This is a genomic window from Gracilimonas sp. B-17 (assembly GCF_056857935.1).
In genome coordinates this window covers 1,143,901-1,164,451 of the sequence record NZ_JBSXOA010000012.1, presented here as the reverse complement: position 1 = coordinate 1,164,451, position 20,551 = coordinate 1,143,901, and the positions used below count along the sequence as shown (strand labels likewise).

General features: G+C 39.4%; 23 protein-coding genes. 18 read left to right on the top strand and 5 right to left on the bottom strand.

Annotated features, from left to right (window positions below):
* Positions 1–22: 22 nt before the first annotated feature.
* A complete protein-coding gene (locus AC13FX_RS13430; RefSeq protein ID WP_482881323.1) occupies positions 23–829 on the bottom strand; it encodes a uracil-DNA glycosylase in 807 nt (268 codons plus the stop codon).
* Positions 830–914: 85 nt separating this feature from the next.
* Entirely contained in the window at positions 915–1,454 is a 540-nt protein-coding gene (locus AC13FX_RS13425; RefSeq protein WP_482881322.1) for an RNA methyltransferase, read from the bottom strand.
* 262 nt (positions 1,455–1,716) lie between these two features.
* Between AC13FX_RS13425 and sufB the strand changes: the two genes are divergently transcribed.
* The 7 genes from sufB to AC13FX_RS13390 all read left to right on the top strand — a co-directional run bounded on the left by sufB (position 1,717) and on the right by AC13FX_RS13390 (position 8,297).
* The gene (gene sufB, locus AC13FX_RS13420) at positions 1,717–3,159 is read left to right on the top strand and encodes a Fe-S cluster assembly protein SufB (RefSeq protein ID WP_482881321.1); all 1,443 of its coding nucleotides are present in this window, start codon (positions 1,717–1,719) and stop codon (positions 3,157–3,159) included.
* Between the two features lie 168 nt (positions 3,160–3,327).
* Positions 3,328–4,101 (top strand): Fe-S cluster assembly ATPase SufC, encoded by a 774-nt coding sequence (gene sufC / locus AC13FX_RS13415; RefSeq protein WP_482881319.1) that lies wholly within the window; start codon positions 3,328–3,330, stop codon positions 4,099–4,101.
* Entirely contained in the window at positions 4,101–5,441 is a 1,341-nt protein-coding gene (sufD, locus tag AC13FX_RS13410; protein ID WP_482881318.1) for a Fe-S cluster assembly protein SufD, read from the top strand. The genes sufC and sufD overlap by 1 nt, the downstream gene beginning before the upstream one ends.
* A 94-nt stretch (positions 5,442–5,535) precedes the next feature.
* Positions 5,536–6,783, top strand: a complete 1,248-nt coding sequence (locus tag AC13FX_RS13405) for an aminotransferase class V-fold PLP-dependent enzyme (protein ID WP_482881317.1) — start codon at positions 5,536–5,538, stop codon at positions 6,781–6,783.
* An 18-nt stretch (positions 6,784–6,801) separates the two neighbouring features.
* The gene (locus AC13FX_RS13400; protein WP_482881316.1) at positions 6,802–7,353 is read left to right on the top strand and encodes a NifU family protein; all 552 of its coding nucleotides are present in this window, start codon (positions 6,802–6,804) and stop codon (positions 7,351–7,353) included.
* Positions 7,354–7,378: 25 nt separating this feature from the next.
* Complete coding sequence (locus AC13FX_RS13395; RefSeq protein ID WP_482881315.1) at positions 7,379–7,714, top strand: HesB/IscA family protein; 336 nt, start codon at positions 7,379–7,381, stop codon at positions 7,712–7,714.
* Between the two features lie 73 nt (positions 7,715–7,787).
* Positions 7,788–8,297 (top strand): DUF2480 family protein, encoded by a 510-nt coding sequence (locus AC13FX_RS13390; RefSeq protein WP_482881313.1) that lies wholly within the window; start codon positions 7,788–7,790, stop codon positions 8,295–8,297.
* Positions 8,298–8,442: 145 nt separating this feature from the next.
* On the opposite strand, the gene AC13FX_RS13385 is transcribed toward AC13FX_RS13390, so the two are convergent.
* Entirely contained in the window at positions 8,443–9,378 is a 936-nt protein-coding gene (locus AC13FX_RS13385) for a retroviral-like aspartic protease family protein (protein WP_482881311.1), read from the bottom strand.
* 147 nt (positions 9,379–9,525) lie between these two features.
* Between AC13FX_RS13385 and AC13FX_RS13380 the strand changes: the two genes are divergently transcribed.
* Genes AC13FX_RS13380 through AC13FX_RS13355 form a run of 6 tightly spaced genes read left to right on the top strand, consistent with a single transcriptional unit; the run spans position 9,526 to position 14,869 of the window.
* Positions 9,526–10,248 carry an SDR family oxidoreductase gene (locus AC13FX_RS13380; RefSeq protein ID WP_482881310.1) on the top strand — a complete coding sequence of 241 codons (723 nt, stop codon included), beginning with the start codon at positions 9,526–9,528 and terminating at the stop codon, positions 10,246–10,248.
* Between the two features lie 58 nt (positions 10,249–10,306).
* The gene (gene fni / locus AC13FX_RS13375) at positions 10,307–11,332 is read left to right on the top strand and encodes a type 2 isopentenyl-diphosphate Delta-isomerase (RefSeq protein WP_482881308.1); all 1,026 of its coding nucleotides are present in this window, start codon (positions 10,307–10,309) and stop codon (positions 11,330–11,332) included.
* A gap of 55 nt (positions 11,333–11,387) precedes the next feature.
* Complete coding sequence (locus AC13FX_RS13370; protein ID WP_482881306.1) at positions 11,388–12,383, top strand: polyprenyl synthetase family protein; 996 nt, start codon at positions 11,388–11,390, stop codon at positions 12,381–12,383.
* Between the two features lie 19 nt (positions 12,384–12,402).
* Entirely contained in the window at positions 12,403–13,227 is an 825-nt protein-coding gene (locus AC13FX_RS13365; protein ID WP_482881305.1) for an outer membrane protein assembly factor BamD, read from the top strand.
* The gene (gene nadD / locus AC13FX_RS13360) at positions 13,227–13,811 is read left to right on the top strand and encodes a nicotinate (nicotinamide) nucleotide adenylyltransferase (protein ID WP_482881303.1); all 585 of its coding nucleotides are present in this window, start codon (positions 13,227–13,229) and stop codon (positions 13,809–13,811) included. The genes AC13FX_RS13365 and nadD overlap by 1 nt, the downstream gene beginning before the upstream one ends.
* Positions 13,812–13,834: 23 nt before the next feature.
* Entirely contained in the window at positions 13,835–14,869 is a 1,035-nt protein-coding gene (locus AC13FX_RS13355) for a S66 peptidase family protein (RefSeq protein ID WP_482881301.1), read from the top strand.
* 9 nt (positions 14,870–14,878) lie between these two features.
* Here AC13FX_RS13355 and AC13FX_RS13350 read toward each other — a convergent pair whose 3' ends face one another.
* On the bottom strand, positions 14,879–15,949 hold the full coding sequence (locus AC13FX_RS13350) for an alanine racemase (protein ID WP_482881300.1): 1,071 nt from the start codon (positions 15,947–15,949) through the stop codon (positions 14,879–14,881).
* 18 nt (positions 15,950–15,967) lie between these two features.
* Positions 15,968–16,807 carry a 5'-nucleotidase, lipoprotein e(P4) family gene (locus AC13FX_RS13345; protein ID WP_482881298.1) on the bottom strand — a complete coding sequence of 280 codons (840 nt, stop codon included), beginning with the start codon at positions 16,805–16,807 and terminating at the stop codon, positions 15,968–15,970.
* A gap of 114 nt (positions 16,808–16,921) precedes the next feature.
* On the opposite strand from AC13FX_RS13345, the gene AC13FX_RS13340 reads away from it, so the two are divergent.
* Genes AC13FX_RS13340 through AC13FX_RS13320 form a run of 5 tightly spaced genes read left to right on the top strand, consistent with a single transcriptional unit; the run spans position 16,922 to position 20,505 of the window.
* Positions 16,922–17,368 carry an ATP-dependent zinc protease family protein gene (locus AC13FX_RS13340; protein ID WP_482881297.1) on the top strand — a complete coding sequence of 149 codons (447 nt, stop codon included), beginning with the start codon at positions 16,922–16,924 and terminating at the stop codon, positions 17,366–17,368.
* 19 nt (positions 17,369–17,387) lie between these two features.
* On the top strand, positions 17,388–18,311 hold the full coding sequence (gene rimK, locus AC13FX_RS13335; protein ID WP_482881296.1) for a 30S ribosomal protein S6--L-glutamate ligase: 924 nt from the start codon (positions 17,388–17,390) through the stop codon (positions 18,309–18,311).
* On the top strand, positions 18,304–19,248 hold the full coding sequence (locus tag AC13FX_RS13330; RefSeq protein ID WP_482881294.1) for a succinylglutamate desuccinylase/aspartoacylase family protein: 945 nt from the start codon (positions 18,304–18,306) through the stop codon (positions 19,246–19,248). The genes rimK and AC13FX_RS13330 overlap by 8 nt, the downstream gene beginning before the upstream one ends.
* A 12-nt stretch (positions 19,249–19,260) precedes the next feature.
* Positions 19,261–19,605: a hypothetical protein gene (locus AC13FX_RS13325; RefSeq protein ID WP_482881293.1), complete on the top strand. Its 345-nt coding sequence runs from the start codon at positions 19,261–19,263 to the stop codon at positions 19,603–19,605.
* A 6-nt stretch (positions 19,606–19,611) separates the two neighbouring features.
* Positions 19,612–20,505, top strand: coding sequence for a diacylglycerol/lipid kinase family protein (locus tag AC13FX_RS13320; RefSeq protein ID WP_482881291.1), 894 nt, complete (start codon positions 19,612–19,614; stop codon positions 20,503–20,505).
* The last annotated feature ends 46 nt before the right edge of the window (positions 20,506–20,551 follow it).

The following is a 20,551-nucleotide window of genomic DNA, read 5'->3' as shown; positions in this document are numbered from 1 at the left end:
CCCTGACCTCAGTTTAAATCATTTACTGACCATTTAACTCGTCGTATCGTTTTCTTAATTTTTGAACATCTTCCCAGGTCGGGCGTTTCCATTGGGGGTTTCTGAGCAGTGCAGCAGGATGATAGGTAGCCATCAACTCCCGGCCATGAAACGAATGAAACTTACCCCTTAGTTTACTAAGGGAGGTGTCTTTACCCAAAAGAGTAGTGGCTGAAATTCTGCCAACACATAAGATCAACTTTGGGTCAACAAGCTCTATCTGGCGCAATAAATAGGGGAGGCTGCGTTGTCGCTCTTCATTTTTTGGGTCCCGGTTATTTGGAGGGCGATGCTTAAGTATATTGGCTATATAAATATCATCTCTGCCGAAATTTATCGCTCCAATGATCTTGTCCAGTAACTGCCCGGCTTCTCCAACAAATGGTTCGCCTTGTAGATCTTCATTGTATCCGGGGGCTTCACCGATCACCATGAGATCAGCTTTCGGATTCCCCACTCCGAATACCAGGTTTGTTCCTTCAAGGTCAGTTCGTAATTCAGCTGATCTCACACATAATGATCTTAATTCGTCTAAGGTGCTGCACGCTGAGATCTTATCTGCTGTACTGAGTTCATTTTGTTCTGCCGGCTGAACCGCTTCCTGTTGGACTGGGGTGGGTTTCCCTTCTACATTTCCAGTTGACTCATTATCAATATTCGACTGCCCGCCCATTGTTTTGCTGAAATCTTCTGTAGGATCAGTTACAGGAATGGAAAATTCACCATATGTATCTTTTTGTTGTTTTAAAAAACGCTCGACTTTCTCTATCAATTCTTTTGGATAGGGCAAAATGAAATCTATTTAATTGGGTTTTATAACCAGAATATAAAATAAATGTATCTATAGGTCATTAAATCTTAAAAGTATGGGCTTATTAATTATTATTGTTCCATAATTTTTCGAGCATGGCATACAGAACTACTCCGGCGGCAACAGATACGTTCAGTGAATGCTTCCTGCCAAATTGTGGAATAGAAACAAATTCATCTATATATGGCAATATTTCATCATCAATTCCTGAAACTTCACTTCCTAATACAATACACAGGTTTTTGTGTCCATTGGCATTAAATTCAGGCAGGTCAGTACTATTATCGGTCTGTTCCAATCCTACAATATAGTAATTCAGAGACCTCAGGTGTTTCAAAGTTTTAATGGGTTCATTTACATATTTCCAGGGAACAAACTCTTCGGCACCAATAGCTGTTTTGTTGATCTCAGGGCGGGGAGGGGCTGGAGTATAACCAGATAAGATGATCTCAGAGATCCCAAAAGCATCAGCAGATCGAAATATAGACCCGACATTATGAAGACTGCGGATGTTAGGAACGATGATCTTCAATTTTTGAAGGGCATCCGGGGCATTCCTCGAAAGGTTTTCTTCCAGAATTTGTTTTGTTGTTAACTTATTCAATACGATTTATCGTTTTAAACTATTTTTCATCATTTGAGTTTAAAATAGGATTGTTTTTTCATCAAATCATAACCCAGAAATGTTTTGAAGGGGTTTAATTGATGTCATAGAAATTCTCAATCAATTCAGTTTAGTTAAGAGAGGGAGTTTTCGTATATTTGTACTCGTTCTAAATAGGCTCCAAAAACAACGAACGCAATACAATACAAGGTTGTTTTTCCGGGAGCAGTAAAGACCAAACTTTTAAAACACTAAACAGCTAATGAGCGAGACGCAAGCCTTAGAATCAATGATCGGAGAAGAGTATAAGTATGGCTTTTCTACGGATATTGAATATGAAGACTTTCCCAAAGGACTGAATGAGGATATCATCCGGGAACTTTCGGCCAGAAAAGAGGAGCCTGAATGGATGCTCGAATTCCGTTTGAAGGCTTACAGAGCCTGGACCGAAATGGAAGAGCCGGATTGGTTCAATGCTGAATATGAGAAACCTAAATTTGATTCTCTTCAGTATTATTCAGCTCCAAAGAATAAACCTAAATTGGACAGCCTTGATGATGTTGACCCAAAGATCAGGGAAACGTATGACAAATTAGGTATACCACTTGAGGAGCAAAAAGCTCTTGCAGGAGTGGCAGTCGATGCTGTATTTGATAGTGTATCCGTATTTACGAGTTTCAAGGAAAAGCTTGCAGAAGCCGGGGTGATATTTTGCTCAATTTCTGAAGCTATTAAGAATCACCCGGACCTCGTTAAGAAGTACATGGGTTCTGTGGTTCCCGTAAGAGATAATTTCTACGCGGCACTTAATTCAGCTGTGTTTTCTGATGGTTCTTTCTGTTATGTACCTAAAGATACTATCTGCCCGATGGAGCTCTCTACCTATTTCCGTATTAATAATATGAATTCCGGTCAGTTTGAGAGAACATTGATCATTGCGGAGGATAATTCTCATGTAAGCTATCTGGAAGGTTGTACAGCTCCAATGTACGATGAACATCAGCTGCATGCTGCTGTGGTTGAATTGGTAGCTATGGATAATGCTGAGATCAAATATTCCACGATTCAGAACTGGTACTCTGGTGATGAAGACGGTAAAGGCGGAATTTATAACTTTGTAACCAAGCGAGGAGCTTGCCGTGGAAAAAATTCCAAAATTAGCTGGACTCAACTAGAAACAGGGTCTGCAGTAACCTTGAAATATCCCAGTGTGATCTTACAGGGTGATGGGTCTATCGGTGAGTTCTATTCTGTGGCTGTAACTACAAAAAAACAACAGGCCGATACTGGAACCAAAATGATCCACCTGGGCAAGAATACCAAGAGTACGATCATTTCAAAAGGTATCTCTGCCGGAAGGTCGAATAACAGCTATCGTGGAGAAGTACGAATTGCGAAGGGGGCTGACGGTGCTCGAAATTACTCGGTTTGTGACTCGATGTTGATCGGGCAAACCTGTGGTGCGCATACCTTCCCATATATATCATCTCAAAATCCAACAGCCAGTGTTGAGCATGAGGCATCGACCTCCAGGGTTGGAGAAGAGCAGATCTTTTATTTGATGCAGCGTGGGATCAGTGAGCAGGATGCAATTTCCATGATCATCAACGGATTTGTGAAAGAAGTGCTGAAAGAGTTACCACTCGAATTTGCAACGGAAGCAAATGCACTACTTGACGTGAAACTGGAAGGCAGTGTAGGATAAGTAATTCTAAATGTTGAATGTTAAATGAAGTAGTACTCATTTAACATTTTTGCCTCGCTATGCACGCTCAGCGTCGTAGCGGTTGGTGACAACGCAGAGCGTATATCGCCAGACGTAGAGGCAAATAAACGAAATTAAATAATCAAAAAAGAAAAAAAGAACAGAAACGTGTTAGAGATCAAAAACTTACATGCCTCGGTTGAAGGCGAAGACGAACAGATTCTTAAAGGTGTAAATCTCACCATCAACAAAGGAGAGATCCATGCTATAATGGGTCCGAACGGTAGTGGTAAAAGTACCTTGGCCAAAGTAGTATCAGGTCATCCTGAGTATGAGATCACTGAAGGGGAGATCCTTTTTGAAGGAGAAGACATCACTGAATTAGATGCCGATGAACGTGCACACCTTGGGTTGTTTCTGGCATTTCAGTACCCTATTGAAGTTCCCGGAATAACCAATAGAACCTTACTTCGAGAGTCATATAATACCATTGCTCGTGAAAATGGACGGGAAGAGTTGGATCCGCTTGAATTTGATGATTACCTGAAGGAACGTCTTGAAGTAATCGACATGAAGGATGAGTTTCTTGAACGAAGCATCAACACCGGTTTTTCAGGTGGTGAAAAGAAGAAGAACGAGGTATTCCAAATGGCTGTATTGAATCCAAAACTGGCCTTTATGGACGAAACCGATTCCGGTTTGGATATTGATGCCTTAAAGATCGTTTCAGACGGTATCAATAAAATCGCAGGCCCTGAAAATGCGATCGTTCTGATCACCCATTATCAACGATTGCTGAACTACATAACTCCTGATTTTGTGCATGTGATGATGAATGGTAAGATCGTGAAGTCTGCAGGCAAGGAACTGGCACTGGAGCTGGAAGATCAGGGATACGAACAACTTGAAAGAGAATTTTCTGTAAACGGAGAGGCTCAGTAATGAGTACAGCAGTACAAGAAAAAGAAACCATATTAAACTTTTTGGACGGCGATTTTGGGACCGTTTCAAACATTCCCGTAATTGCAGGATTGAATGAGAAAGGAGCCGGAAATATTAATGAATTTCCTTTTCCAACCAAGAAAGATGAAGACTGGAGATTCACGGACCTTAGATCCATAAGCCGTAATCACTTTGTCCCTGTTTCAGAAGCCGGAGCAAATCCTGTAGGTGATATCAGTGAATATTACCTGCCTGAAGCGACTAACAGTCGATTGGTGTTTGTGAATGGTGAATTCAATCCCGATCTGTCCTCAACATCAGATATTCCTGATAATGTAATTGTTGGGAATATGGCTGCGTACAGTGATCATAAGATCATTGAGACACATTTGGGTAAATACACTAATTACGATGATGATCAGGATGTATTTGCTGCTTTGAATGATGCTAATTTCAAAGATGGCGGATTCATTTATGTTCCCAAAGAAACAAAGGTTGAAGCACCAATTCATATTCTGAATATCTTCACGGATGCAGAAAAAGCTTTTTATGCCACACCCCGCGTACTTTTTGTAGGTGAAGCGTATTCTAAGGCAACCATTGTTGAGGAGCATGTTGCTTTGACTCAAAATGAGTACCTCAATGTGACTGTGAATGAATTCAAATTATTTGAAGGTGCTCACGTTCATCATGCACGGATACAGCGCGACAGTAAAAAGGCGAACCATATTTCCCGCCCGATAGCGCATTTGGATAAATTTGCTGAATATCATTCATACACGATCTGTTTAGGTGCTAAATTATTCCGTAACGATCCAAGGGTGGTCCAGAATGACCAGGAAGTCGATTTTACTATAGATGGATTGGTATTGATCGACGGAGATCAAATAGCGGATACCCATTCAGCTATCGATCACAGGCATTGGCATGCAAAAAGTCACCAATTGCATAAAGTTGTGGTTAATGATGAAGCACATTCTATCTTCAATGGTAAGATCTTTGTAAGAGAGGACTCTCAAAAGATCGATTCATTCCAGGAAAACAGGAATTTATTACTTTCTGTGGATGGAACTGTTCACACAAAACCACAGCTGGAGATTTTTTCTGATGATGTATTGTGTTCTCACGGTGCAACCATTGGACACTTGAATGAAGATGAGGTATTCTACCTGCACAGTCGTGGTTTGACCAAAAAGAAAGCCCGTGAGCTCTTGGTTTACGCTTTTACGCTCGAAAGCATTGAAACGATGGAAGTTGAATCCGTTCACAAGTTATTGTTGGACGAAGTGGTTAAATACACCTCTCGCGACGAAGAATTTGTTGCGGTAGGTAAAGAGTAGTGCCAAAAAGAGTCATTCTGAGTGAAATCGAAGAATCTTGCTTTTATAGGCAATATCCTTCGGCAATAGTCTCAGGATGACAATAAAAAACATTATGCAAGAAACCCTGAGATCAGATACCAAAACCAATATCGACTGGGATAAAGTCCGCAGTCAGTTCCCTGTACTTCAACAAGAAGTAAACGGGCAAAAATTGGTATATCTGGATAATGGGGCTTCTTCGCAAATGCCACAACGAGTGGTGGATAGGATCAACGACTATCACTCCAAAGAACATGCGAATGTGCACAGGGGTATTCACACCCTAAGCCAAAAAGCAACCGATGCTTTTGAATTGGCTCGTAAACGCATGCATAAATTTATTAACTCACGTTACGAAGAAGAGATCATATATACGACTGGGACTACTGATTCCATCAACCTTGTGGCTCAAAGCTATGGTCGTAAGAGCTTCAATGAAGGTGATGAGATCCTCATCTCCGCAATGGAACATCATGCCAATATAGTTCCCTGGCAAATGATCGCTGAACAGACAGGTGCTGTACTTAAGGTAATTCCCATGAAGGATAACGGGGAATTGAAGATGGATGAGTACCATAAATTACTGTCAGTAAAAACCAGATTGGTAGCCGTAGTTCATGTCTCAAATACACTCGGAACCATCAATCCGGTTAAAGAAATCATTGAAGCTGCTCACAACAGGAATATTCCGGTTTTGATAGATGGGGCACAAGCTGTTCCCCATATGAAAGTTGATGTTCAAGAGTTAGATGCTGATTTCTATGCCTTCTCTGCACACAAAATGTGCGGTCCTACAGGGTTTGGAATTCTCTATGGTAAACGAGAATTATTGAATGATATGCCCCCATATAGAGGTGGTGGGGATATGATAGATAAAGTCACTTTTGAGAAAACAACCTGGAATGACCTTCCACACAAGTTTGAAGCCGGTACACCGCCGATATCAGCCGGGGTTGGTTTTGCAGAAACGATCGCTTTTCTGGAAGAAATTGGCATGTCAAATATAGCAGCTCGTGAACAGGAACTGCTAAATTATGCAACTGAGAAATTAAATCAGATAAATGGTCTTAATATCATAGGCACTGCTGAAAACAAAGCATCCGTTATCTCGTTCCTCTTAAAAGATATTCATCCAACAGATGCTGGAACCATCTTGGATCAGAAAGGCATTGCAGTCAGAACAGGACACCATTGCACTCAACCCATCATGGATAGGTTTGAGATTCCAGGTACAGCCCGAGCTTCCATATCTTTTTATAATAGCGAGGAAGATATTGATCGTCTTGCGGATGGAATTAAATATGTAAAAGAATTTTTTTGATTAACAAGGAGAATAGAGATGGCTAAGATAAAAGAAATAGAACGCACACCGAATCCTGATGCTATGCGATTTGTATTGGCTGAACCGCTGACCAATGGAACCACCCGTTCTTTTGAAAATGCGACTGAAGCCGAAGGCGATGAATTAGCATCGGCACTGTTTGCTGTCGATAATGTGATCAACGTCTATTATGTGGACAAGTATATCACCGTAACTCAGGATGGAAAGGCTGTATGGTCAGAATTACTAAGGAAACTTGCGCCACCCATTCGTGAAGCTAAGCCGATTACAGATGAAGAAGACGATACAGACGTACACCTGAGTAAAGAAGTTCAAGGATCTGACGATCCCCGTTTACAGGAGATCACAAGAATGCTGGATGAACAGGTTCGCCCATATTTATTGGCTGATGGTGGAGGATTAAAAGTACTCGGTCTCGAGAATAACCGGCTCAAAGTTCATTACCAGGGAGCCTGCGGTACTTGCCCTACGGCAACTACAGGTACATTATATGCTATTGAAAGCATGGTAAAACGCATCGATCCCGAAATACAAGTTATTTCAGTTTGATCAGTAATTAGGTTTAGAAGGTTACATGGAACTCACGGTTACAGATAGAGCCATTAACAGGATCAATGAGATCCGGCAGGAAAAAAAAGTGCCGGAATCAGCGATTCTGCGCGTTGGTGTAGTAAGCGGTGGCTGTTCAGGTTTGACGTATAACCTCGATTTTGACTCCGATTCAGAAGTTCAGGAAAATGATAAGCTTTTCAATATAGATGGAGTCAGAATCCTGATCGATATGCGAAGTTTTCTATATCTGGCTGGAACTGAATTAGATTATACCGATGGTTTGGATGGGCAGGGATTTCATTTTAAGAATCCAAACGCAACCAGAACGTGTTCCTGTGGTGAATCATTTTCTATATAATTTTAAATGTTGAATGCTAAATGTTATATGTCCTTGAGGCATTTAACATTTAAACATAAAATAAACATTACCCATGTCAGAAGATGTGATCGTAAATAAGGTTCAACAAAACAACAAGCTGGTTACGCTTGACCTTCAGAAATTCCATGATGATACTCCGATTGAACAGCTGGATATAAAACAGTTTTTGTTTCAGGAATTATTGTTGAAGGAGAAGGATTTTCGGGATCAATTGAAAGAATTTGACTGGTCACAGTATGAAGGTAAGAACTTATGCGTGTACTGTAGCACCGATGCCATCATTGCACCCTGGGCCTGGATGTTACTCACCTCATACGCCAGCCCATTTGCCAACGAAGTTTTCCTCGGCAAGAAAGAAGCTTTTCTACATCAACTCTATCAACGAAGATTAGAAGAATATGACTGGGATCAGTACAAAGGCAAATTCGTGTTGCTGAAAGGCTGCGGAAAAGTGCACGTTCCGGACTCTATTTATATGTTGGCTACCAATAAGTTAATGAAAAGAGCTAAAAAAATAATGTACGGGGAAGCCTGCTCTAATGTACCGGTTTGGAGGAGCTGAAACCGCTTTTTGAATCCCTGAAATTTTAGGGAGGCATATTTAAAAATCATTCAATTATATATGCTTTTAAAATCTAAAAGGTTTAATAACCATCTTTTAGTAAAAGAAGATGGCTATTAAAAGACTTCATTCAATTCCAAACTACTCAATTACGGCATAACAGAATTGTATTAGAGCTGTATTTAATATCGACCGTACATTCCTTCAAAAAGTCAATACCGATAAGAATAACCGGTGTATCACCATATCCCATATGATCAAATACAGGTAGGTTGGCTATTTTTACTTCATTTTCTTTTAACGTGGCAGGTCCTATCCTCAGTTCTTCAAAAGTATAAAGAAAAGTTTCCTCTTTACCTCCGTCAATTCCTCTCGTTCCGTTTTCCTTTACACGAAGTGATGAATTGTGCTTATCAATGCCTAAGATCTCAGCAGCTTTCCAGTTTATTATAGATTGTTTACCACCTGTATCGAAAAATGCATTCATTTTCTTGCCGTTTACAGTAATTTCAAACTCTACAAATCCTGGCATGGCTCTAGACTGAAAAGAAATGCTTCCTGATTCAGTCTCGACATTATTATTTTCTGCATTGATAGGGGATATTTTGATTGTATGGTCCTTCAAATTTAGAGATAGATCAAAATTCTGAAGCACATCAACACCTAGTATACCTTGTACATTTTTGCCTTCATATTCCTTAAAAATGCCTGATTCGAAAACCACTGCATCAATTCCAGAAAATGGAAATCCGGCAAAATTAACTTCGGGAAGCTTTATAAATTCCATTAATCTATAACCGCTAGCTCCGCGAACTGTGTCAGTTTTTATATCACTAGGATTCAAATCAATCTGATCTTTTAAGGTTGGAGAAATTACGCTTCCGCTTGCAGCCATATCTATAATAAAATGCTGCTTACCAAGCCCTTGAATTTCTATTTCAACAATAAGTCGATTGTCACTAACTAAAATAGGGAGTTCTTTATCAGTATGGATTTTGTCGGAGCCAAATACGTCGATAGAAAAAAATGTTGTAATGATGACAATGATCATCACTTTTGTCATAGGTAAATAATTGCTCATAGTTATAATATTGTTATTATTAATTTTCCGGAATTACGAAGCATAAGTGAATAGGTTTCAAAAGAACTTCGTTAAAATTTCAATGATTAGACTGATTAGTTTATATTTCCTTTTCTAATTCAAATAAAAATGATTTAAGTAATAAAAATGAAGGTATTAGTTACTGGAACCTCCCGCGGAATTGGAAGATCCATTGCTCAAAAGTTACTCGATAAGGGACATGAAGTAATTGGTACTTCCCGTTCAACAGATCACGATTTTCCAAAAAATGAAAACTATCGGCACATAAAATGCGACCTTTTAGAAAATGATGACTTAAAGAAGCTTAAAGAAGTCTTTCAGGAAACTAAAATACCAGAGGTACTGATCAACAACGCCGGCATGTTTGAAGAGGCACAGTTTGATATCCCTGACGAAGATTGGCTGGAGAATTGGGATAAGACACTGCAGGTAAATTTACGTTCATCGGCATTGATCTCAAAGTGGGCCTTGAATGAGTGGACTAACTCCGGAACTGAAGGGAGGCTGATCAATATTTCATCTCGAGCCGGTTATCGGGGAGATACGGGCGAATATGCCAGTTATGCTGCCAGTAAAGGAGGGATGGTTGCTTTCACCAAAAGTATTGCCCGCAGTTTTGGTAAATATGGTATTACGGCTTATACTATTGCTCCCGGATTTGTAGATACGGACATGGCTCAGGGATCCATTGAAGTGTATGGAGCAGATTACCTTACCAAGGATCTCGCTTTGAAATCCATTGCTCCACCCGAACAGATCGCAAACATTGTGAATTTGCTGGCAGAAGGTAAATTGCCCCATGCCACAGGTCAAACATTTCATATTAATTCAGGTTCCTATCTTATCTGACCGTTAAAATAATGCGCATTAATATGGCAATTAGCCGAATGTTTTAGGAATTTATGGTATGACAGATATTAGAGACCGCAAAAAAGACCATGTAGAGTTAACAGTTACAGATGGGACCCAATATAATACGCTGACCGGGTTTGATCAGTACTATTTCAATCACAATGCCCTTCCTGAATTAGACCATAGCTCGGTTACCACTGAAGCTGAATTGTTAGGTCGCACATTTAATTTTCCGCTTTTTATTTCTTCTATGACGGGCGGCTATGCTGATGCGGGCCCAGTAAATGCTGTGATAGCTCAATTTTGCGAAGCGGAGAACCTGCCATTTGGAGTCGGCAGCCAGCGTGCAATGCTGGAGGATGAATCGTTAACAGATACATTTTCAATTGTTCGGGAAAAAGCTCCTACTGCATTTATCGCTTCAAACATAGGCGGTGCACAATTGATCGGAGGTTTAAATGAGCGTTTACTTAAAAGACTTATTGATTCGATTAGTGCGAATGCCGTGATCGTTCACTTGAATCCACTACAGGAATTAATGCAGCCTGAGGGTGACCGAAATTTCAGTGGAATTTTAGATGGAATTGAACAATTGGTTTCAGGTACCCAGTTACCCGTCATTGTTAAGGAAACAGGAGCCGGGATCTCAGAACATACTGCAAGACGTTTATTGAATGTAGGTGTAAAAGTTATAGATGTAGCCGGAGCCGGTGGCACAAGCTGGGCAAAGGTTGAAAATTTCCGTAGTACAAATCAAAAGGCTAATCATTCTTTTGATGAGTGGGGGATACCCACCGTTAACTGCATCACTGAACTAAGTGATCTTGAATGGGAGCGAGGATTTGAATTGATAGCGTCTGGTGGAATACGCTCTGCTTTTGATATTGCCAAATCATTATGTTTGGGGGCACATTTTTCTGCCACAGCGCAGCCGGTCATAAAAGCTATCAAAGAAAATGGTTATAAAGGGCTGGATGAATTATATAGGGGCTGGATGAATGACCTCAAAACTATTTTGACACTCTTGGGTCATACTAATATTAAGGAATTAAAGAAGAGTGATCTTAGAATGAAAGCTTAGCCCATAAGCATTAAGATATTCCTTATATTTACAGACTCACCACATTAAAAGAGCATTGAGCAAAAACGGATTACAACACATCTTACTGGAAAAGATCGAGAAGGCGCTACAGGAAATAGACCTGCCGGAAATGCCGGTTTCTCTTTATGAACCATACAGGTATGCCATGGCTGTAGGCGGCAAAAGGATCCGACCAATACTGACCTTAATGGCATGTGGCCTTTGTGACGGGGATCTGAATGATGCTCTTCCTGCAGCACTTTCTGTAGAGATACTTCATAATTTTACACTAGTTCATGATGATATCATGGATAGTGCAGGTACCAGAAGAGGAGAACCTAGCGTATTTAAGAAATGGAATGAAAATACAGCAATACTAACCGGTGATGTGATGTTTGCTGATGCATACAAGCAACTTCACTTTTATGGTGAGTCTGATAAGTTCTCAAAACAGGAATTTGCAGCTATGCACCATATATTTTCAAGGGCAATCATAACAGTTTGCGAAGGTCAGGCCCTTGATATGGAATTTGTTGATCGATCTGAAGTTACTGACAAGGAATATTTACAGATGATAAGCGGAAAAACGGCCGCCTTATTAAGTGGTTCACTTGAGATGGGAGCTGTCGCAGCCCATGCAACACACCATAAAAGGGCAGAATTAGCAGAACTCGGATATGAAATGGGTATAGCTTTTCAGATTCAGGATGATCTTTTGGACGCTGTGGCTGATCCCGAAAAATTTGGTAAGAGGCCCGGTGGAGATATTTATGAAGGAAAGAAAACATATCTTACCATTCTTGCGTTAGAACGTGCAGATGAAGCCCAGAAAAAGATAATCAGTGACACACTGGCACATGTTGATCCTGATGAAGAAGCCGTTGAACAGGTTCTTGACATTATGAGAGAACTGGATGTCTTGAAGGATGTGGCAAGTCAAACAGACGAACACTATCAAAAGGCCTTAGATTTATTGAATAAATTTGAATCTTCGGAATACAAATTAGAGCTAGAAAAACTTCTTAACTTTTTACGTAAACGTGATCATTAAAAACCAATCAAAAATTTCGATGCTTAATAAATTGTTAATGGTATTTGGACTGCTGTTCATATTTTCAGCCTGTCAAAACGATAAATTGATCAAAAGGGGAGACACCCTACAGGTTGCTTATCAGAAAGCTATGGCATTTTATATGTCTGAGGATTACACTGAAGCCGCAAACGCCTTTGACACAGTAACACGACTTGGACGTGGAACCGACTACGGCCAGGAAGCACAATTTTATCTAGCAGAAAGTTATTTTAAGAACAGACAGTACCTATTGGCAGCATCAGAATATGATCGTTTTATCAGCCTTTATCCAAACGAGGAAAGACGGCAGGATGCTGAATTTAAAGCTGCAATGTCTTATTACCATCAAAGCCCCCGATATAAATTGGATCAATCTGCCACTCGAAATGCCATTGAGCGTTTTCAACTTTTCAACAACAGATATCCTGATTCTGAGTTAGTTACCGAAGCTGCTGAGAAAATTGATGAACTGAGAAATAAGCTTGCGCGAAAATCTTATGAGGCGGCGCAATTTTACGTTCGAACGGATCAGTACCTGGCAGCAACCATTTATCTGGAAGAGACAATTGACCAATATCCTGAATCTGAATGGGCTGAAAAAGCACTGGTAGACCTCATAGAAACGTATATAACCTATGCGGATAATAGTGTGCCCGAGCGGCAGGAAGAGCGATATTCAAAGGCTGTGGATACCTATGATAAATTCCTTCAACTTTTTCCTGAAAGTGAGTACAGGAGCGATGTTGAAAACATGCACGATGAGGCTCAAAATAAATTATCTGATGTGAGAAGTAATATGATCAGTGAAACAGCTGATAACTAATGTCTAAGAGGATAGGATTATTTGGGGGGACTTTCGATCCGGTCCACGCAGGACATATTGCCATTGTAGATTCATTTTTGAAGTCCCAACTAATTGATGAACTGTGGATAATACTCACACCATTTCCTCCTCATAAACAGGATAAACAGCATATATCCTATGAAGATAGAAAGCATATGCTTGACCTAGCATTCATTGATCATAACAATGTAAAGATCTGTACGGTTGAGCAAAAGCTTCCAAAACCATCTTATACCGTTAGAACAATAGAGTATCTTCAAAAAATGTATATAGGGATGAACTTTTACCTGTGTATTGGGGAAGATAGCCTTGCAAACTTTAATACATGGAAAGACCATCATAAGATCCTTTCCAAATGTGACCTTTTGGTGGCAGAACGGCCGGGTGTCTCTCACATTGAAGTTGATCAGAAGATCATTGATAAAGTGCATTTCGTTAAACATGAACCGGTTAAGGTGTCTTCAACAACCATAAGATCATTAATCTCTTCAGGGGATGCTGTAGATCATTTACTGCCACCGAAGGTTTATAAGTATATTATGGATAATGATCTTTATCAGTAAAGTTACTTAAAACTGAATTATCTATGCCAATTTCAAGAAAGAGTTTCATCCGTAATTCCATGATGGCCACAGGTTTAACGCTTACAGGCTCAACATTATTCAGTGAAAAAGCTGCCTCTGACAATAAACCGGATATGATCAAACCGAGGGCCTTGAAATCGGGGGATACTCTTGGACTCGTGGCACCTGCAAGTCCCATTTATGAGGACGAGGTATTTGAAGAAATGATCAAAAATCTGGAAGGGCTTGGTTTTGATCTCAAATTAGGAAAGTCAGTCCAAAAGAAATATGGTTACCTGGCCGGAACAGATGAAGAACGCCTGAATGACCTTATGACAATGTTTGAGGATGACAAGGTGAATGGCATCATGTGTATTCGTGGAGGATGGGGAAGTAATCGGATTTTGCCGAAAATTGATTATGACCTGATCCGAAAAAATCCAAAGGTATTTTGTGGTTTTAGTGATATTACCTCACTTCATATGGCAATTAATAAATACTCAGGACTTTATACTTTTCATGGTCCGGTTGGTAAATCTGTTTGGAATGAATACACGACCATAGCTTTCAAAAACACAGTTATGTCACCTAAATCTGTAGAACATCGCATTCCTGAAGAAGAAATGGGTAATGGATTTGTAATAAATTCCGGTAAGGTGACTGGTAAATTATTCGGTGGTAATCTTTCTGTACTGACCACATTGATCGGCACAGAATATTTACCTGACCTTAAAGGAGCCATTTTATTTCTTGAAGATATTGGAGAAAGCGTCTATCGGGTTGACAGGATGTTAACTCACTTAAAAATGGCCGGTATTCTGGATGTGATCAATGGATTGATATTTGGAAAATGTACAGAATGCAGTTCAGGCTCAAACAGTCTTCAACTTGATGAAGTACTTAAATACCATATTAAACCATATGGAATTCCGGCATTTTACGGGGCAATGATAAGTCACGAGGATAATAACCTAACGATTCCTATTGCAATAAAAGCAGAAATGGATGCAGATAATATGCTATTCTATTTTAAAGAACATGCCGTTTTAAGTAAGTAGTTATGCCGGTTATTTATTCTTACCGGACATATGTTCGATCAATTTACCATCAGTTGTAACATATGAATGCATCAGGTCAGCAGTAAGACAGGAATGAATAGGGAAAATTTGGACCATTTCTCCAATATTGATCTCTTTAAATACCTGAGGGCTGCATTTTATGATCCCATGTTCCTGGGATAGACTTTTCAAATATGTTTCTAATGATAAATGCTTAAGACGTGGTTCACCAAAACTCTTTGTTTCACTGACCTCAAGAAATTCTTTTGAAAAGTGTACAGCACCACCATGGATCAAAATTTCATTTCTATCTTCAAATTTTTCTATAACAGGACACTCCATATATACCGCGATCTCATTAGGTGTACAGGAACCTATTTCAACCTGCATCCAATCATAGAAAACGAAATTTCCGGGACTTAGTTGATCTATGGGACCAAAATCATTTAGTACACTACAGGAGGGGGTATCTCCAAAACAAATAGGGAGATCAGGAAACTTACCCTTAATGCTTGTCAACTTATCCATAACTGGATTTATAAGATCTATGATCTGTTCAGCAGAACGGGCTTTATAGGTAAAACCTGCATGACAATAGAAGCCGGCAGCATACAAATGGTCTGAATTATCAATTGTTCTAAGCAGGTTATCAATTTTGGTGAGGTCACCTATTGGTACTCCGCTTCGGCCATAATCAGGATCTAGTTCAATGTATAAGCCTAATTCATTAGTTAATTTTGTATCCAGCATTCTGACAACATCTTCAGAAATAACTAAGGTCTTAAGTTCTGCACGGGAAGAGATATCATCGTAAACTGAAGAGGCTAAAACATTGGCCGGTAATGCAATGGTTATATCTTTCCAGCCATCATTTTCGAAATAATTTGCCATCTTTGGAGATGAGACTGTTATACCTGTTACACCAAATTGTCTGAATATTCGCCCAATTTCAGCAGATTGATGTGTTTTAAAATGTGGCCTAAATGAAATTTCAGACCGTTCACATTTTTTTGCCATCTTTTGGATGTTATTTCTAACTATCTCTAGGTCCAGATAAAGTGTTGGATACATTGAACTCATTCTTTTTGTGTATACCCCTTAATTTTTATAAACAGGATCTAACCCATGGTCAGTAGACTTACCTTCTTCAATTTCTGACTGTAATACAGCATCCCAGGAACCATAAATTGGATTAGGAAGGATAAACCATTTTCTTCCAAAGTTCTCTGCGTATTCTGATACTTTCCCGTCTCTTTGGGTCTGACTGATCTCTTTAGCATGGAAAAAATCGTTAAGATCATCACCAAAAATCATGATAACTCTATAATTATCTTCGATCATTTTACGTCTATTAATTTTAGACGAGTTCCAGTTTGGTTGCTCACCATTCGTAAGAATATTATCAATTCGAGATGAAACAGGGAACCCAAGATCTTTCAAATTCTTTCGGGTCGCTTCCTCAACCTCATAGCTTCTGTTACTAAGAAAAAAGATCGTGACTCCCTGCTCGTCGGCATATCGTGCAAATTCAAGGGCACCGGGAACAGCTTTAGCATTTGCTTCCTTACACCACTTGTTCCAGTCTTCTGTATTATATGACTTATCCTCTAAGATCATTCGTGCCTGAAAAGGTGAATTATCCAGAACGGTTTCATCAATATCCATAATAATAGCAGGAGGGAGTTTACGATAGACCGATTCATTTGTTTGGTTTACTGAGGCAGACCAAAAGGAATCTTCAAGAGGTAAGGGGAGGACTCTCTTAGCTGATTTATAAGCCTGATAATTCAGTGCGTCATATTCAGAGGCATTTTGCACCCAAAGAGATGCCTGTAGAGACGGATCATCAGGACTCTTTTCATTATCGGTACTAATTGATTGAGAAGTGGCACAGGAAGTGATGAATAAAATTGAAAATAGGTAGACTAATTGTTTCATATAAAACTGAATTATTCGGTTTAATTTCACTCGTAAGATATGAAATCAATACTTTAGCTAATTAATTTTTAAAGAGAATGTTATTCCCCGAATAAACCTTTATTTTTGAATGTTATGAAATCAAATTTAGCACGAAAAATTATTGGTCGGAATGAGCTTGTTGATCTTCCTGAATGGAATTTCAATGATCTGGAAGCAAAAATTGATACCGGTGCTTATACTTCAAGTCTGCACTGCCATGATATCGAAGCTTTTCAAAAAGACGGAAAGAATTGGATAAAATTCTACTTATTGGATCCTGATCATGAAGCATATAATGAACAGGAAATTCTCATGCCCGTTCATGATCAGCGGGAAGTAAAATCTTCAAACGGTGAAACCGAACTGAGATACTTTATAAAAACTAAGGTTATCTTCTTTGATAAGGCCTATGATATAGAATTTTCACTGACAGATCGCTCTGCCATGAAGTATCCACTGCTAATTGGAAGAAAATTCCTTCAGAAAGGACCGTTTCTCGTGGATGTAACTAAAGAAAACCTTAATAAAATCTTAAAGTAAAGACCCGGAGTCTTATATAATGAACATTGGAATCCTTTCCAGAAATTCTTCCTTGTACTCAACCCAACGCCTTATTGAAGCCGCTAAAGAACATGGCCATGAGGTAGAGGTTATTGATCATCTCAAATGTGATATTGTTATTGAACAGGATGATCCCAAAATCTACTTTAAAAGTAAAAGAATAGACTATTTGGATGCTATCATTCCAAGAGTCGGGGCATCGGTTACGTTTTATGGTGCTGCTGTTGTACGACAATTTGAGATGATGGACGTTTTTAGCGTGGTTCATTCTCAGGCACTTGTACGTTCCAGAGACAAGCTTAGAAGCCTTCAACTGTTAGCAAGTTCCGGAGTTGGCCTCCCTAAAACTGTATTCACTAACTATTCAAAAGAAGTAAAAAAGATCATTGAGTCAGTTGGCGGAGCTCCCCTTATTGTTAAATTACTTGAGGGCACACAAGGTCATGGTGTTGTACTCGGACCAACTAAGAAGGCATCAGAATCAATAATCGAAGCCTTTCATGCTATGAAAGCCAGGGTTATCGTACAAGAGTTCATTTCAGAATCGAAAGGGGCAGACATTCGTGCTTTTGTTGTAGATGGAAAAGTAGTTGGAGCTATGAAGCGCCAGGGTAAGGAGGGAGAGTTCAGATCTAATCTTCACCAGGGTGGAACCGGCGAATTGATCAAATTAAGCAAAGCTGAACGAGTTGCTGCACTTAAAGCAGCTTCATCTATGGACCTTCAGGTTGCTGGGGTAGATATGCTCCAGTCAGAACGTGGCCCGTTAATTCTTGAGGTTAATTCTTCTCCTGGATTGGAAGGAATTGAAAAGACCACAAATAAAGATATTGCCGGCTCAATCATTAAATACATTGAAAAGGCTGTGGAAGAGCGTAAAAAGAATCCGGCTCGTAAAAAGAAGGCCAAGAAACATGCCTAAGCAAATAACGATCAATAAGGAAAAGATCGGATTAGGTGAACAAAAGATAGTGAATCTGAATATTGCCCGCTTGCCGACCTATACCAATATCGACCTGCCTGTCTTGGTTTACCGGGCACCTGTTGATGGGCCGGTTTTACTACTCACAGGAGGTTTACACGGGGATGAAATTAATGGCGTGGAGATCATAAGAAGAATGATCGAAAGGGAGCTTGTGATCCCTGATAAAGGCACGGTGATAGCAATACCGATTGTAAACATTTATGGATTTATTCAGAACTCTCGCGGGTTACCGGATGGAAAAGATATCAACAGGAGTTTCCCAGGGGCACGTGGTGGTTCTCTTGCCAAATTATTGGCTTATACATTGATGTCAGAAATAATACCAATGGTTGATTGTGGTATCGATTATCATACCGGTGGTGCCTCAAGGTCTAACTATCCACAGGTCAGATGCTCATTCAAGATCGATAAAGCAAAAAAATTAGCTGAAGCCATGGGCAGTCCTGTAATGATGCATTCCGGTTTGATATCAAGATCCTTCAGAAATGCAGCACATAAGAAGGGAGTTGAAATTATGGTATTTGAGACCGGTGAATCACTCAGGTATGATGAATATGGCATTGAAGAAGGTATAGATAGTGCCCGTCGTTTAATGAAGCACCTGGGCATGATCAAAAGTGCTCCTGATGCAAATAGAACGAGTGTTTTTAATCAATCAACCTGGATCCGGACAAAAAATGCTGGTTTATTTATCTCAAAAACAGAATTAGGAGAAGAGCTGAATAAGCGGCAAGTTCTTGGGCTGTTAAAAGATCCATACGGTGAGCTGAATTCCAGGGTCATTGCCCCATATGATGGTATGGTAATTGGCTTAAATAATTGTCCTGTAGTAAATAAAGGGGATGCCCTTATTCATTATGCATATAACAAATAAATATTTAGAAAATTGGAAATAGATCTACTTTTTGTTGCGGTAAAGAAATCAGACTGGCGTGAAATAGCTCAAAGTGAGTACATTTATTCACCTGAATTTAGTGGTAATGGAAAATCTAAAACGTTTACAGGTAAGGTTGCTGAAACTATATTAAATAATGTGTATTCAGGTGAGCCATTATTATTGATCGTGTTGGATCCACTAAGAATTCAAGCACCGATCAAACATATTAATGAAAATGGTATCGAGTATGTGGAAGTTCTTGGAGAGATTACTAAAGATGCACTGATCGACAAGATCGTTTTAAAATCCAGTAAAGAAGGAAAGTATTCATTGGATATTAAACATTTTGATTAAGAATAGTTGACAGATGCTTCCACATACTGTTTTATAATTAATTGCGCTTCAAATTCGTTTGCTTCTGAAGGGCTTTTCAGAAAGCATGAAAACAAGATCAGGAATGAACTTCCCGAGGCTGTATTCAAATATATTCAGCCTGAAGATTCCATTCAGGATTATGTAAATAGTAATCTCCACCGTTTCACTCATTTTGTAGCTTGTGGTGGTGATGGAACTGTTAATCAGGTGGCAAATTCACTTGCAGGTAAAATGAATAGGGTTATGGGAGTGATCCCATTGGGCAGCGGTAACGATTTTGCTAAGAATATAGGGTTAAAATGTGATTTTGAACACGATTTTTCGATCCTGTTGAAGGGTAAAATCAAGAATATTGATGCTATTCAGGCTAACCATGAGTTTTTTATAAATACATATGGAATTGGTGTTGATGGACTAACCAATTACTATGCATCAAGGTCAATATTCAAAAGCGGCTTTTTTAAGTACTTTTTTGGGGGACTCAGAGCGCTTATAAATGCTATTCGTTTTGATATAGGGTTAAGAATTGATAATAAAGAACAAATGATATTCAATTCCATATGGATGATCGCCGTTGCCAATGGAAAAACTGAAGGAGGGAGATACAGAATTTCTCCCACCTCTGATAATGGAGATGGTAAGGCAGAGATCGTTATTGTAAAAGGAATTCCCAGGTTATCGCTTATACTGGAGTTTATTAAACTCTCTTTAGGCATACCATTTAAAGAGGAAATCATTGAGATATTTGATCTAAGAGAAGATCTGTCCATAAACTGCTCAGAATACGTCAGAGCACACAGCGATGGGGAACAAATGGGAAAGCAGAAACAATATGGTTTCGAGATAAAACAAGGGGCTTTAAGAGTCATCGTTAAGTGACCATATGATACGAAAGGCTTCATAATATCTTCATCAGTAGGTTTTA